Raw genomic sequence first — 14,588 nt, forward strand, 5'->3', positions numbered from 1 at the left:
GGGATGCAGCAGAAACCACGGTCAAGGGAACGGCGTGTTCCGCTCCACATTCATATCAGCGTGCTATTTACCCTGCTGCTGCTGGGCTCAGGGGTGGTGCTGGGCTTCTTCAACTACCAGCAGACCAGCAACATCATCCTCACCAGCAGCGACCAGCTGTTCGGCCAGATGCGCAAAGAAGTGCAAACAGACCTGCACAACACTTACCAACCGATACGTAACATGATCAACCTGCTCGCGCGCAACGAGCAGATCAATGGCCGTGACCGCCATGAACGCATGGTCATGCTGCCGATTTTCAGCCAGGCCCTGCATGACAACCCCAAGCTGGCCTCAATCTATGTCGGCTACGGGGATGGTGGCTTTTTTATGGTGCGGCCGCTGCGCAGTGAGAAACTGCGGCAGATCTTCTTTGCACCCGCCAATGCGGCCTATCAGGTGTGGAGCATTGACCGTATTAGCGAACAGCGGCTGGATTCCGAATACCTGTTCTTCGACGCTCAGCTGCAGCTCATTAGCCGCCGGCAGAACCTCAAGGAAACCTACGACCCGCGCAGCCGTCCCTGGTACAACAGCGCACTGCAAAGCCAGAAGCACTTCACCACCGCGCCTTATGCCTTCTTTTCCACCCAAGAAATCGGCACCACCATTGCGCGTAAAAGCAGCGATACCGCCGTTGTCGCAGCCGACCTGACCCTTGACGACCTGTCCGCCACCCTGGCTGAACACCGCCTAACGCCCTCCACCGAAGTGGTGCTGTACAGCCCCGATGGCAGTGCCGTTGCCTATCCAGACAGCTCGCGCTTGATTATTCCCGGGGAAAAACTGCAACTGGCGCAGGTCAAGGACCTCAGCCCGGTGTTGGCCGAATTTCTCAACCTCGGCCTGGATCAGGATCGCCAGGGCGCTGTGCAGTTGGGCAAGCAACGCTGGCAAATCGCCTATAGCCAATTCAGTGAAGGCGGACCGCAAGGGTTGCGCTTGGCTTTGCTGGCCCCGGAACGCGAGCTGCTGGCCGATGCATATCGCATCCGCTGGCAGGGTGCGGTATTGACGCTGGGCATCTTGCTGTTGTGCATCCCGATTGGCTGGCTACTGTCCAATATCCTGGTCAAGCCCTTGCGTCTGCTGGTGGCCGAAGCCGAAGCCATCCGCAGTTTCAACTTCGACTACCCGGCCAGTGGTCGCTCCTTCGTCAAGGAGGTCGATCAACTGGCAGTGTCCATGGGTCGCATGAAAGAGACCATTTCCAGTTTTCTCGATATTGCCGCCACATTGTCCGCAGAAACCCGCTTCGATGCTCTACTACGCCGGGTATTGCGCGAAACCGTCGACCTCAGTGAAGCCAGCGGCGGCTTGCTCTACCTGCGCGACAGCAGCAGCGGCCGCCTGGAACCGTACGGCCTGTTTATCGACGAGCAGCAGCAAAACCTGCAAGAGCACCGCATCCCCAGCTTCGACCCCGACGACGCTGAGCTGCCCAGTTGGCTGGCGCAAACAGCAACGGGTGGCGCCAGCCTCACCGTGGCGCTGGGCTTCGAACATGCGCAGGGTTTCCAGAGCCTGCTGCACACCCTCGACAGCCCACGCGCGCACCTGGTGTGTACCGGCCTGCATAACCGCCAGGGCCAGACCCTGGGGGTGCTTGTACTGCTGCACCGCGACACCGGCGATGAGGACGACTTAGCCATGCTGCGCCCGGAGCGGATTGCCTATGTCGAAGCCGTCTCCGCAGTCGCCGCCCTGTGTATCGAGAGCCAGCGCCTGCTTGATCAGCAGAAAAAATTGCTGGATGCCTTTATTCAGCTAATCGCCGGGGCTATCGACGCCAAGAGCCCCTACACCGGGGGTCATTGCCAACGCGTACCGGAAATCACCCTGATGCTCGCCCGCGCCGCAGCCACAAGCGACGAAGCTGCGTTCAGTGATTACCAGCCCAGCGACGAAGAATGGGAAGCCCTGCATATCGCCGCCTGGCTGCATGACTGCGGCAAGGTCACCGTACCCGAGTATGTGGTGGACAAAGCCACCAAACTGGAAACCATCAGCGACCGCATTCATGACGTACGTATGCGTTTCGAGGTACTCAAGCGTGATGCGTGGATCAGCTACTGGCAACACCTCAGTCAAGGCGGCGATGCCGCAACCCTGGGCCAGGTGCGCGATGAACTGCTCGTTACCCTAGATAATGAGTTTGCCTTTATCGCCCGTTGCAACCTGGGTGGCGAAGCGATGGCCGAGGCCGACCTGGCGCGCTTGCGCAGCATCGCCGCACGCACGTGGACGCGCACGCTGGATGATCGCCTTGGGGTTTCTTGGGAAGAGAACCTGCGCCAGTCACGTACGCCCGCGCCGCCATTACCGGTGCAAGAGGCGCTACTGAGCGACAAACCTGAGCACCTGATTGAGCGGCCGGACAGTGAGCTGATTGCCGAAGATAATCCGTGGGGCTTCAAGCTGGACGTACCCGCCTACAAACATAACCGCGGCGAGCTGTATAACCTGAGTATTGGCCGCGGCACCCTGACCAACGAAGAACGCTTCATCATCAATGGGCACATGGTGCAAACCATCCGCATGCTCAGCCACCTGCCCTTCCCACCGCACCTGAGCAACGTGGCCGAGATCGCTGGCGGCCATCATGAAAAGATGGACGGCACCGGTTACCCGAAACGGCTGAAACGCGAGGACATGAGCCTGCCGGCACGGATAATGGCCATTGCCGATATTTTCGAAGCGCTGACTGCCGTGGATCGCCCCTACAAGAAAGGCAAGCTGTTGTCTGAGTCACTCAACATCATGGCGAGCATGTGCAAAAGCGCGCACATCGATCCGCAGCTGTTCAGTTTGTTCGTACGGGAAAAAATCTACCTGCGCTACGCCGAACGTTTTTTACGTCCTGAGCAGATTGATCTAGTCGATCACGATGCGCTGCTGGCCAAGGCTGGCCTGAGCGAATAGAAGAGGTGTGGCGAGGAAAACAACAACGGGGCATGCGCGATGCATACCCCGTTTACAGCAGCAGAATCGATTCACGATCTCGCGAGCTAGAGCCTGACAAGGTGAAAATGGCCGAGGGAGCAGAGTTTACGTGGTGTAAATAAGCATCTCGAGGCCATTTGCAACGCTGCCAGGCCAACGCGCAGCAGATCGTGGACGATTCTTAGGCCTGCTTGATCTGATTGTCTGGGTACCAGACATCAATCAGCGGGCTGGCGGTGAAGTCCACCAGCTCGTCACGGCCTTTGAGCCAGGCTTCTACGGCTGCGCGCTGCTCTTCGTTGACCGAGCCACGCTTGGCCAGACACACCAGACCGAAGTCATCGCCGCCAACATAACCCAGACCGTTGGCAGTCATGGCATCCAGCAGGAACTGCTCAAGGAAGGTATCGATAGCTGCATCAGCCAGGTCTTCCTTGAAGTTCAGGTTCAGCTCAAAACCCAACTCCTGGAATTCATCCACGCAGAGTTTTTTGCGCAGACGGCGGGAACGATTAGTAGCCATGGAACAATCCTCAAGAGTGATAACGCGCGGCACTCTAGCAGTTTCGCGGCCTGCGCGCCCGTTTCGAAGACGACAGGTCGGCCAACGAACCACAGAAAAGCCTTATCTATGGCAATTACAGGCACTCCGACGGCCCTGTCTTGGGGCATAATTGCCACCCTTATCCAACCCGCGATGGCACCTCTTTATCTGCTTCGCGCCATTTCTCCCCTCAGCTGGAGGGTCATCACCCCATGATCAAAATCCTGCGTAACCTGGCCATTGCCGGCCTGCTACTGCCTGTTTGCCTACCGCTGGCCGCCGCCACTAGCGGTATATCCAACAAAGTCCAACAGTCGCTCAAAGCCAACAAGATCAACAGCCAATCGTTGTCGGTGGTCACCGTGCCACTCAACGGTCCCGGCAGCAGCACCTTTTTTAATGCCGACATCTCCGTTAACCCAGCCTCCACCATGAAGCTGGTCACCACCTATGCGGCGCTCGAATTGCTCGGGCCGACTCACCAGTGGAAAACCGAATTTTTTACCGACGGCCAACTGAAGAATGGTGTGCTTAACGGCAACCTGTACCTCAAGGGCGGCGGCGACCCCAAACTGAACATGGAGAAACTCTGGCTACTGCTGCGTGACCTGCGCGCTAATGGCGTGCAGCAGATCAACGGCGATCTGGTGCTTGACCGCAGCCACTTCGTGCAACCGCAGTTGCCTAGCTTCAACGACGACAGCGGCGACGGTAACAAGCCCTTTCTGGTGACCCCTGACTCGCTGCTGGTCAACCTCAAAGCGCTGCGCTTTATCGCCCGTACCGACGGCGGCAAGGTGCATATTGTTGCCGAGCCGCCGATCGCCAGTATTCGCATCGATAACCGCGTTAAAGCCCTACCCGCGGCCAAGTGCCCAGGTTGGCCGGATGTGCGCTACAACCCGGTGACCGAGTTCGATGGCACCACAGTCATTGTCAGCGGCAAGTTGGCTGAAGGCTGCAGCTCGCAGACCTACCTGTCGCTACTCGATCACCCGAGCTACGCCGCAGGTGCCATCCGCGCCATCTGGCAGGAACTGGGTGGCAGCATCATGGGCAAGGACCGCCTCGCTCCGGCGCCGGAGAAAGCGCGCTTGCTGGCCCGCGCCTATTCCCCAGACTTGACGGAAATCATCCGCGACATCAACAAATACAGTAACAACACCATGGCCCGGCAGTTGTTCCTTAGCATCGGCGCGCAGTTTCGCAACTCTGCTGACCAAGACGACAGCAAGGCGGCGCAACGGGTTATTCGCAGCTGGTTAGCCCGCAAAGGCATCACCGCACCGCACCTGGTGATGGAGAACGGTTCAGGGCTATCACGCGCCGAGCGCGTCAGCGCCCGGGAAATGGCCGCCCTGTTGCAAGCCGCTTGGAAGAGCCCTTATGCCGCCGAATTTATGGCCTCGCTGCCGTTGGTGGCCATGGACGGCACCATGCGCAAACGCCTGCACCGCACTCCGCTGGTAGGTGAGGCGCGGATCAAGACCGGAACCCTCAACAACGTGCGCGCTATCGCCGGCTTCAGCCGCGACAGCAACGGTAATAGCTGGGCCGTGGTGGCGATCCTCAACGATCCGCGCCCGTGGGGTGCCTCGTCGATTCTCGATCAGGTGTTATTGGATTTGTATAAGCAGCCCAAAATCAGCGCCAAACGCTAGCGGGCCAAGCCGAGCGGCGCGCAGCAGTGGCCGCCCAGCTTTTATTCCATCTCGCCGCACAGCTGCGCTGCGCGTAATAGCGCAGCTGTCAGGCTGTAGCGCTCCCACTCTTCGAGTCCTGCAAAGCGTGCAACAAACTCCGGCGGCAGTAGGCTGGGCGCTTGTTGCAACAATGCGCGGCCCTGCTCGCTGAGTAGCAACCACTGTTTACGGCGATCCTGATCATCACGTTGGCGCTGTAACAGCCCCCGCTCTTCCAACCGATCCAGCATGCCCGACAAGGTCGCCGCCGTCAGGCTGACGCGGCTACTTAGGTCACTGGCCGTCAAGCGCGCTTCCCCCGCCAACACCTGCAAAATCATCAGTTGCATCGGTGTTAATCCGCCAAATCGACTGAGGCGCTTGGCATGCACTTCACCCGCTTGCTGCAGGCGCCGTAATGCCTGAAACAATGGCAATTCGAACGCACAAACAGATGAAAATTCAATTTCAGTAGAAACCTTTTTATCTAACATATAGGCCTTATAAGCAGCATTAAACTTTGACATCAAAGCATTTTTTTGTTCTCCTGTAAAACGCTTGGCAATCTCGAGCCTCTCCCCAACGGCCACACCGGTAAGGAAAATTATGTGCGGAATAGCTGGAGAACTACGCTTTGACCAACGACCGGCCGACCTGGCTGCAGTCGAGCGGATCACCCATCACCTAGCCCCGCGCGGTCCCAATGCGCATGGCTTTCACAGTCAAGGGCCGATTGCCCTTGGCCATCGCCGGCTGAAGATCATGGATCTCGCCGAAGCCTCAGGCCAACCGATGATCGACAGCGATCTGGGCCTATCCATGGTGTTCAACGGCGCCATCTATAACTACCCGGAACTGCGCGACGAGCTGAAAGCGCTGGGTTATCGCTTCTTTTCCGGCGGCGACACCGAGGTTCTGCTCAAGGGCTATCACGCCTGGGGCAAAGACCTGCTGCCCAAGCTCAACGGCATGTTTGCCTTTGCGATCTGGGAGCGTGACAGCCAAGAGTTGTTCATTGCCCGCGACCGCCTTGGCGTTAAGCCGCTGTACCTGTCACGTACTGGCCAGCGTCTGCGCTTTGCTTCCAGCCTGCCGGCGCTGATGGCCGGTGGCGATATTGGCAAAACCCTCGACCCCATCGCGCTCAACCATTACCTGAACTTCCATGCGGTGGTGCCTGCGCCGCGCACCCTGCTGGCGGGCGTGGAGAAACTGCCACCAGCAACCTGGATGCGCATCGACGCAAAAGGTAACTGCGAGCAGCAAACCTGGTGGAACCTGGAGTTCGGCCCGCAGCGTGATGAAATCAGCTTTGGTCTGGACGAATGGAAAGAGCGCGTGCTGGACGGCATGCGTGAAGCGGTGTCGATCCGTCAGCGTGCGGCTGTAGATGTTGGTGTGCTGCTGTCTGGCGGAGTCGACTCGAGCATGCTGGTTGGCCTGCTGCGTGAAGCCGGGGTGGAAAACCTCTCGACCTTCTCCATCGGTTTTCAGGATGCCGGCGGCGAGCGCGGCGACGAGTTCCAGTATTCCGACCTGATCGCTGAACGCTTCGCCACTCAGCATCATCAGCTGCGCATCGGCGAGCATGAGATTCTCGAACAGCTGCCGGCGGCCTTCCGCGCCATGAGCGAGCCGATGGTCAGCCACGACTGCATCGCCTTCTACCTGCTGTCACGGGAAGTGGCCAAGCACTGCAAAGTGGTGCAAAGCGGCCAGGGCGCCGACGAGCTGTTCGCCGGCTACCATTGGTACCCGCAGGTGGATGCCGCCGACGATGCCTTTGCTGCCTACCGCGCCGCCTTCTTCGATCGTGACTACGACGAATACGCCGCCTGCGTACAACCTGCCTGGCTGACTGGCGATGCCGCGGGTGACTTCGTCCGTGAGCACTTCGCCCAGCCCGGCGCAGTCGCTGCAGTGGACAAGGCGCTACGCTTGGACAGCACGGTGATGCTGGTCGATGACCCGGTTAAGCGGGTCGACAACATGACCATGGCCTGGGGCTTGGAAGCGCGTACGCCGTTCCTCGATTACCGTCTGGCCGAGCTTTCCGCACGCATTCCTGGGCGTTTCAAGCTGCCCGACGGCGGCAAGCACGTGCTCAAGGAAGCTGCGCGCCAGGTCATCCCCAGCGAGGTGATTGATCGGCCCAAAGGCTACTTCCCGGTACCGGGCCTCAAGCATCTGGAAGGCGCTACGCTGGGTTGGGTACGTGACCTCTTGCTGGACCCCAGCCAGGATCGCGGCCTGTTTAACCCAGCGATGCTTGACCGCTTACTGAGTGACCCACATGGCCAGCTGACCCCGCTGCGTGGCTCCAAGTTGTGGCAGATGGCGGCGCTCAATCTGTGGTTGAACGAACACGGCCTGTAGGACTCGTAGTGCATAGGGTGATAGCACATCCACCCTACGCGTATCTGCGCACAGCCTAACCCGGATCTAATCCGTGGTGTCACGGCACAACCCACGCCCCTGCAGACCGGGGGCGTAGCGATAGAGGACGAGGGACATTCCCATGCGCGCCAACGCCATCAACCAACGCCTGCTGCGCGGCCAGACGCCCTCCTACGAGCGTCTACAGGCGCGCTTTGCCGAAGCACCCGGCAGCCAGTTGGGCCAGCCGAAAGCCGTGCACTGCGGCTGGGGTCGTCTGTTGCTCGGTCACACTTACCCAGACCCCGCCACCCTGGCCAGTGATCTGCTGAATGAGCAAGCCGGCGAGCGCGACATTGCCTTATATGTGGCCGCCCCACACCAAGTACTGGCCCAGGCGCCGCAGCAGTTATTTCTTGACCCCTCCGACACCTTGCGCCTGTGGTTCACCGACTACCGCCAGGCGCGCCGTGGCTTTCGTGGCTATCGGGTGCGCCGGGCGCAGAACGAAGCGGATTGGCAGGCAATCAACACCCTCTACCAGCTACGCGGCATGCTGCCCATCGAGCCTGAAAAACTCACCCCGCGCCATCTGGGAGGCCCGGTGTATTGGCTGGCCGAAGATGAAGACAGCGGAGCAGTGATCGGCAGCGTCATGGGCCTTAATCATCACAAGGCCTATCAGGACCCGGATCACGGCAGCAGCCTCTGGTGCCTGGCGGTAGACCCGCACTGCAGCCGACCGGGTGTTGGCGAGGTGTTGGTGCGCCACCTGATTGAGCACTTTATGAGCCGAGGCCTCAGCCACTTGGACCTGTCCGTATTGCACGACAATGACCAAGCCAAAGGGCTCTACGCCAAGCTGGGCTTTCGTGAACTGCAGACCTTCAGCATCAAGCGCAAAAACGGTATCAATGAAGCACTGTTTATCGGCCCGGGCCCGCATACACCGATGAACCCCTACGCTCGGATCATCGTCGATGAAGCCCTGCGCCGTGGCATCGATGTGCAGGTGGACGATGCCGAAGCCGGTCTCTTCACCCTCAATCATGGCGGTCGACGCATCCGCTGCCGCGAGTCGCTGAGCGACCTGACCAGTGCGGTGAGCATGACCCTCTGCCAGGACAAGCGCCTGACCCACCGCGCCCTGGCCCAGGCAGGTCTGCTTCTGCCCGCCCAGCGTTTAGCGGGCAGCGCCGAAGAAAATGCGGCGTTTCTTGCCGAACACGGCAGTGTGGTGGTCAAACCGGTGGACGGCGAACAAGGCCAAGGCGTAGCCGTGGACCTGCGTACATCGCTGGATATGCAGGACGCCATCGAGCGCGCCAGCACCTTCGACAGCCGTGTGCTACTGGAAAGCTTTCATCAGGGCGATGACTTGCGCATTCTGGTGATCGGCTTTGCCGTGGTGGCCGCCGCCATTCGCCGCCCCGCTGAAGTGATGGGCGACGGCCAACACAGTATCGGCGAGTTAATCGATGCACAGAGCCGCCGCCGGCAAGCCGCTACCGAAGGTGAAAGCCGCATCCCCAAGGACGCCGAAACCCTGCGCACCCTGCATGCCGCCGGGGTCGACTACAGCAGCGTGCTCCCAGCCGGGCAACGTCTGGCTGTGCGCAAAACCGCCAACCTGCACACCGGCGGCAGCCTGGAGGATGTCACCGACATCCTCCACCCAGTACTGGCGGATGCCGCAGTTAAAGCAGCCCGCGCCCTGGACATTCCCGTGGTTGGCCTCGACCTGCTGGTACCCGCTGCCGACCAGCCCGAGTACGTATTTATCGAGGCCAACGAGCGCGCCGGCTTGGCCAATCATCAGCCGCAACCGACGGCCGAACGCTTTATCGACCTGCTGTTTCCACTCAGCCGTGTGGATTGAACCTCACAGAACCGCGATATACGGCGCAATCCGGGTCACTACCGACCCGGTGCACCAGGCCTTATCGGGACCAGAACTGTGTAGGGTGGATCGGGGCGCATAACTGACGCCTTTCTCATCCACCATCGCGATTGGGTGGATGGATAAAGCCTCATCCACCCTACGAGATCGCAGACCGCCCAGACAATTTTCGCCAGGAGAACTTATATGCAGCAACTCCCTGAACCTGATCTCGATTATCTGCAAAAGGTATTGCTGGAAATGCTCGCCATTCCCAGCCCTACCGGCTTTACCGACACCATCGTGCGTTATGTAGCCGAACGCTTAGAAGAGATTGGCATCCCCTTCGAGATGACCCGCCGCGGCACCATTCGCGGCACCCTCACAGGTAAACAGAGCAGCCCCGACCGCGCCGTATCGGCGCACTTGGATACGATTGGCGCCATCGTCCGCGAGCTGCAAGACAACGGTCGCCTGGGTCTGGCGGCAGTGGGTTGCTGGTCAAGCCGTTTCGCCGAAGGCAGCCGCGTCAGCGTATTTACCGATCACGGCGTGATTCGCGGCAGCGTGCTGCCATTGATGGCCTCAGGGCACGCCTTCAACACCGCCGTGGACCAGTTGCCAATCAGTTGGGACCATATCGAGCTGCGCCTGGATGCGTATTGCAGCACCCGCGCCGACTGCGAGTCGCTGGGCATTTCGGTGGGTGATTTCGTCGCGTTTGACCCGCTGCCGGAGTTCACCGAAAGCGGCCATATCAGCTCTCGCCATCTGGACGACAAGGCTGGCGTTGCGGCCCTGCTCACCGCGCTCAAAGCCATCAAGGATAACGACCTTGAGCTGGAGATCGACTGTCACCCGCTGTTCACCATCACCGAGGAAGTCGGTTCCGGAGCCGCTGCCGCCCTGCCTTGGGATGTCAGCGAGTTTGTCGGCATCGACATCGCCCCGGTTGCACCGGGCCAGCAATCCAGCGAACACACCGTCAGTGTGGCCATGCAGGACTCTGGCGGCCCGTACGACTATCACCTGTCGCGCCAGCTGCTGCGTTTGGCCAGCGAGCATGAAGTGCCGGTGCGCCGCGACCTGTTCCGCTACTACCACAGCGACGCACAATCAGCCGTGACTGCCGGCCATGACATCCGCACGGCCTTGCTGGCCTTTGGTTGTGATGCCACCCACGGCTATGAGCGCACACATATCGACAGCCTCAAGGCTCTCAGCCGCCTGCTCACCGCCTACATGCTCAGCCCGCCGGTATTTGCCAGCGATGCTCAACCGGCACAGGGCTCGCTAGAGCGCTTCAGCCATCAACTGGAACACGATGCACAGATGGAAAGTGACACCCGCGTACCCACTGTCGACAGCTTGTTGCGCCCACGCGATCAGGACGCTTGAAGGGCTGCGCGCATCCGGGCAAAGTGATGGCATGACGCGGAGCCAACTATCAGGCCCCAGATAATAATAATGAGGTTGGTGAATGCCTCGGATATGGCTGGCATTGGTATTGTTCTGGCTCTGCGGCCCGGCGTGGGCGCTATCGCCTGCAACGCTGGACAGCAGTGACCTACGCCTGTCGCTGGGGCCGTCCATGGCCTACTTGGAAGACCCACAGGGCAGCATGAGCATCGAACAGGTCGGTGCACTGGCTGACCAGCGCTTTACCCCGGTGCAAGGCCCGCACGCGAACCTCGGCAAGAATGAATCGGTCTGGTGGTTCAAGCTCAAACTCAATAACAGCCTGACGCATAGCCTGGCCGGGTATCTGGAAGTCAACTATCCGCTGCTTGATCACCTGCAGGTGTATATCCGCACGGCCGATGGCCCGTGGCACATGCAGGAAAGCGGTGACCGCTACGCCTTTTCCCAACGCCCCGTGCAGGTGCGTAATTTCTGGTTCCCACTCGACGTAGCCAGCGGAGAAAGCACGCTGCTGATACGGGTCAGCACCAGCAGTACGATCTTTATGCCGGTGTTCTTCAGCACCTACCAAGCCAGCGCCGCCGCCCAGGAAAACCTCATGGGTTTTAACGGTGCGTTCTACGGCGTGCTGTTCGCGATGTTCTGCTACAACCTGTTCCTGTTTATCTCACTGCGTGAATCCGCCTACCTTTGGTACCTGGCCTACAACCTCAACGTCGGCCTGCTGGCCGCCTGTTTCGACGGCATGCTGTTCAAGCTGTTGCCCGAACATGTGGCGTTCCAATCGGTGAGCATCTACATCCTGATGTACTTGCACTGCCTGACCGCTATCCAGTTCAGCCGTCACTTCCTGCATGCCCCACAATACTTCCCGCGCCTGGATACCGGCCTGCGCCTATTAATGCTGGTCTGCGCTGGCTGCCTACTCTCGGTGCCGCTGATCGGCTTCAGCGCGTGGAACATCCTGGCCAGTGTGACGGTGTCGCTGGTTTCACTGACCCTGCTGCTCACCGGTCTGTATATCTGGCGTCGCGGCGTACGCTACGGCTCTTACTACACCCTGGCCTGGGCCATTTTGCTGTTCGCCTTTATCCAGGCCACCACCGGCTCGTTAGGTGTGGAAGTGTTTGGCGTGTTTGGCGCCACGGCGGTGAAGATCGGCGTCACTATCGAGCTAATCACCCTGTCCATCGGTCTGGCCGACCGCATCAACCTGCTCAAAGAAGAAGGCTTCCAGTCACGCCGCGCCGCCGAGCAGGCGGAAATCGAGAACCTGGCCAAGAGCCGTTTCTTGGCCAAGATGAGCCACGAAATCCGCACGCCACTCAATGGCGTGCTGGGCATGCTGCAACTGCTCAAAGAAACGCCACTGGACCGTAGCCAGCGTTTTTACGTCGACACCATTTCCAGCTCCGGCAGCTCGCTGATGGCGGTGATCAACGACATCCTCGATTACGCACGGATCGAATCCGGCAAGCTCAGCCTTGAGCACATTGAGTTCGACCTGGAAGAGCTGATTTCCGAAACCCTCAGCTTGTTCACCGGGCAGGCCTTGGATAAACGCCTGCGCCTCTATGTCAGCCTGGAAAGCGGCGTCCCCTGTCGGGCCCAGGGCGACCCAACCCGGCTCAAGCAGGTGTTGATGAACCTGCTCAGTAATGCCCTGAAATTCACCGCCGAAGGTCACGTAGCGCTCAACGTTTGCCGGCGCAACGATTCCCAAGGTAAGCCGCACCTGGTGTTCGCCATCAGCGACAGCGGTATCGGCATCAGCGATCAAGCCCTGACTCAGTTATTCGAATCCTTTGCGCAGGGCGACTCCAGCACCACCCGCCGTTATGGCGGCAGCGGCCTGGGCCTGTCGATCAGTAAGGAGCTGGTGGAGATGATGGGCGGACGCATCGAAGTACAGAGCACACCGGGCCAGGGCACGCGCTTCGCCTTCGACATCCCGCAAGCCGACGAGCCTCTGCCCGGCGACCCACTGTACGAGTTATTAAAAGGCCGTACTGCTCTGCTCACGTCCCTGGACGGCCTCGGTCTGGACGCACTGAGCCGACTGCTAGGACGTTGGGGCATGCGCACTGAGCGCTGTCAGAACCCGGAATCCCTGCTTGGTTATTTAGAAGATTTCGTCACGCCACCGCTGCTCGTGCTGATGGCGCCTTGGCCGGGTAGCATCCAGCACTGGCTGGATTCACTGCGCCCGCTGTTGCTGCCCGGTCAGCGCGTGCTGTTACTCTGCGCACCCGAGCAATGCCAGCAATTGCCCAACCCGACAGGCTTACGTTTGCTGGGTCTGCCACAACCGCTGGCGATTAATGCACTGCGCAGTGCACTGCTAGAGCTCTATGAAGAGCCACGCGTTGCCGAGATAAAACCACCTGTGAAAACCTACAACGACACTGGCAACGCACCGTGCATCTTGGTGGCCGAAGACAACCCGGTAAACCAGTTGGTGGTTCAGGGCTTTCTGAAGAAGCGCGGCTACAATGTGCGCCTGGTAACCAACGGTTTGGCCGCGCTCAATGAATACCAACGTGACCCGAGTGCCACGCACTTGATCCTGATGGACTGCGAAATGCCGGAGATGGATGGCTTCGAAGCCACCCGGCAGATCCGCCGCCTGGAACGTGCGCACAACCTGCCAGCCGTGCCAATCATCGCTCTGACCGCGCACATTCTTGATGAGCATCGCCAGCACGGGGCCGAATCAGGGATGAATGATTTTCTCGGCAAACCGCTGGACAGCAGCAAACTCTACAGCACGCTAGAAGCCTACCTGCAGCCAGCCACACCCCCCACCCAATAAGTGCTCAGCAAGCATGGCCAGCCAGGGCTACGCGCGTTAGCATCGCCGCTGCGCTCTGGAGGCTACCCCGTGCTGATCCCTTACCACCTGCTCGAAGCTGACACCCTGACCCGCTTGATCGAAGACTTCGTCACCCGTGACGGCACCGATAATGGTGATGAAACCCCGCTCGACACACGTATCGAACGAGTACGCCACGCGCTGAGCAAAGGCCAGGCAGTAATTGTCTTCGATGCGGACAGCCAGCAATGCCAGCTGGCGATGAAACGCGATGTGCCTAAAGAATGGCTGGATGCGCTGGAAGGGCTTGAGGATTAACTGGCCTGCTAACCGCGCAGGCCGCCCTCGCGCTCCCAGGCACAGCGCACGCGCAATTCACCTTCTTGCGGGCTGTGAAAGCCATTGTCTGACTCCCAGCGGAAGGTGTGCGTACCGTTCAACTCTGTTTCCAGGTGCACCACTGCACTGGCCCAGTACAGGCGCTTGAGCAGCGCTTCGAACTGCTTGATCCACAGGCTCCACTCATACTCCACGGTGCGGTAACTGGCGCCAAAGTGGATCACTTGAGTCTGGTACAAGCCATCGCCCGGCTGTTCACAGCAGGCAAACATCTCCCGCCCAAGAAAACTCCAGGCATCACCTGCCGGGAGCTGATCAAGCACCTGACGGTTTATTTCACGGCGCAAACGGCTCTCCGCCGGACTCTCTGAGGGCCAGTCACGGATGCAACCATAAACGATGGATTCGGACTCCACGCAGGCACTCTGAATCGCCCCTGGTTTTCTAGACACTCTCCAACCTCTGGAAATAGCGCTTTTCAAACTCTACAGGCGACAGCTGATTGTTGAAACCGTGTCGGCGTTTTGGGTTGTAGAACATCTCGATGTAATC

At 59.7% G+C, this 14,588-nt stretch carries 10 protein-coding genes and 1 pseudogene; 7 read left to right on the forward strand and 4 right to left on the reverse strand.

Translation table 11 applies throughout. The annotated features are described in order from the left end of the window. The first annotated feature begins 3 nt into the window (after positions 1–3). A complete protein-coding gene (locus tag D8779_RS14290) occupies positions 4–2,961 on the forward strand; it encodes an HD domain-containing phosphohydrolase (protein WP_136665133.1) in 2,958 nt (985 codons plus the stop codon). Between the two features lie 202 nt (positions 2,962–3,163). Here the strand turns inward: D8779_RS14290 and D8779_RS14295 are convergent, their stop codons facing one another. Continuing rightward, positions 3,164–3,505, reverse strand: a complete 342-nt coding sequence (locus D8779_RS14295; RefSeq protein WP_136665134.1) for a YggL family protein — start codon at positions 3,503–3,505, stop codon at positions 3,164–3,166. 233 nt (positions 3,506–3,738) lie between these two features. Between D8779_RS14295 and dacB the strand changes: the two genes are divergently transcribed. Further along, the gene (dacB, locus tag D8779_RS14300) at positions 3,739–5,187 is read left to right on the forward strand and encodes a D-alanyl-D-alanine carboxypeptidase/D-alanyl-D-alanine endopeptidase (RefSeq protein WP_136665135.1); all 1,449 of its coding nucleotides are present in this window, start codon (positions 3,739–3,741) and stop codon (positions 5,185–5,187) included. A gap of 41 nt (positions 5,188–5,228) precedes the next feature. Here the strand turns inward: dacB and D8779_RS14305 are convergent, their stop codons facing one another. Next, positions 5,229–5,702 (reverse strand): MarR family winged helix-turn-helix transcriptional regulator, encoded by a 474-nt coding sequence (locus D8779_RS14305; protein WP_136665176.1) that lies wholly within the window; start codon positions 5,700–5,702, stop codon positions 5,229–5,231. A gap of 112 nt (positions 5,703–5,814) precedes the next feature. Between D8779_RS14305 and D8779_RS14310 the strand changes: the two genes are divergently transcribed. From D8779_RS14310 to D8779_RS14330, 5 genes and pseudogenes are all read left to right on the forward strand, one after another. Continuing rightward, positions 5,815–7,584: an N-acetylglutaminylglutamine amidotransferase gene (locus D8779_RS14310; protein WP_136665136.1), complete on the forward strand. Its 1,770-nt coding sequence runs from the start codon at positions 5,815–5,817 to the stop codon at positions 7,582–7,584. Between the two features lie 120 nt (positions 7,585–7,704). Then, positions 7,705–9,463, forward strand: a pseudogene (gene ngg / locus D8779_RS14315) (N-acetylglutaminylglutamine synthetase). Positions 9,464–9,670: 207 nt separating this feature from the next. Next, on the forward strand, positions 9,671–10,861 hold the full coding sequence (locus tag D8779_RS14320; RefSeq protein ID WP_136665138.1) for an osmoprotectant NAGGN system M42 family peptidase: 1,191 nt from the start codon (positions 9,671–9,673) through the stop codon (positions 10,859–10,861). An 82-nt stretch (positions 10,862–10,943) separates the two neighbouring features. After that, complete coding sequence (locus D8779_RS14325) at positions 10,944–13,697, forward strand: hybrid sensor histidine kinase/response regulator (protein WP_136665139.1); 2,754 nt, start codon at positions 10,944–10,946, stop codon at positions 13,695–13,697. Between the two features lie 69 nt (positions 13,698–13,766). Then, positions 13,767–14,015 (forward strand): YheU family protein, encoded by a 249-nt coding sequence (locus D8779_RS14330; protein WP_136665140.1) that lies wholly within the window; start codon positions 13,767–13,769, stop codon positions 14,013–14,015. Positions 14,016–14,023: 8 nt separating this feature from the next. Here the strand turns inward: D8779_RS14330 and D8779_RS14335 are convergent, their stop codons facing one another. Together D8779_RS14335 and D8779_RS14340 are read right to left on the reverse strand one after the other, a co-directional pair. Continuing rightward, on the reverse strand, positions 14,024–14,452 hold the full coding sequence (locus D8779_RS14335) for a hypothetical protein (RefSeq protein WP_136665177.1): 429 nt from the start codon (positions 14,450–14,452) through the stop codon (positions 14,024–14,026). 28 nt (positions 14,453–14,480) lie between these two features. After that, positions 14,481–14,588, reverse strand: a 108-nt coding sequence (locus D8779_RS14340) for an IS3 family transposase (RefSeq protein WP_136665141.1), incomplete at its 5' end; no start/stop codon positions are given.

Origin of the sequence: Pseudomonas leptonychotis (genome assembly GCF_004920405.1) — a bacterium.
Classification (GTDB): domain Bacteria; phylum Pseudomonadota; class Gammaproteobacteria; order Pseudomonadales; family Pseudomonadaceae; genus Aquipseudomonas; species Aquipseudomonas leptonychotis.

Excerpts from the sequence above, each read along its gene's own strand:
- D8779_RS14325 (WP_136665139.1), top strand. The coding sequence starts at position 10,944 with ATGCCTCGGATATGGCTGGCATTGGTATTGTTCTGGCTCTGCGGCCCG.
- D8779_RS14290 (WP_136665133.1), top strand. The coding sequence starts at position 4 with ATGCAGCAGAAACCACGGTCAAGGGAACGGCGTGTTCCGCTCCACATT.
- D8779_RS14305 (WP_136665176.1), bottom strand. The coding sequence starts at position 5,702 with ATGTTAGATAAAAAGGTTTCTACTGAAATTGAATTTTCATCTGTTTGT.
- dacB (WP_136665135.1), top strand. The coding sequence starts at position 3,739 with ATGATCAAAATCCTGCGTAACCTGGCCATTGCCGGCCTGCTACTGCCT.
- D8779_RS14295 (WP_136665134.1), bottom strand. The coding sequence starts at position 3,505 with ATGGCTACTAATCGTTCCCGCCGTCTGCGCAAAAAACTCTGCGTGGAT.
- D8779_RS14310 (WP_136665136.1), top strand. The coding sequence starts at position 5,815 with ATGTGCGGAATAGCTGGAGAACTACGCTTTGACCAACGACCGGCCGAC.
- D8779_RS14320 (WP_136665138.1), top strand. The coding sequence starts at position 9,671 with ATGCAGCAACTCCCTGAACCTGATCTCGATTATCTGCAAAAGGTATTG.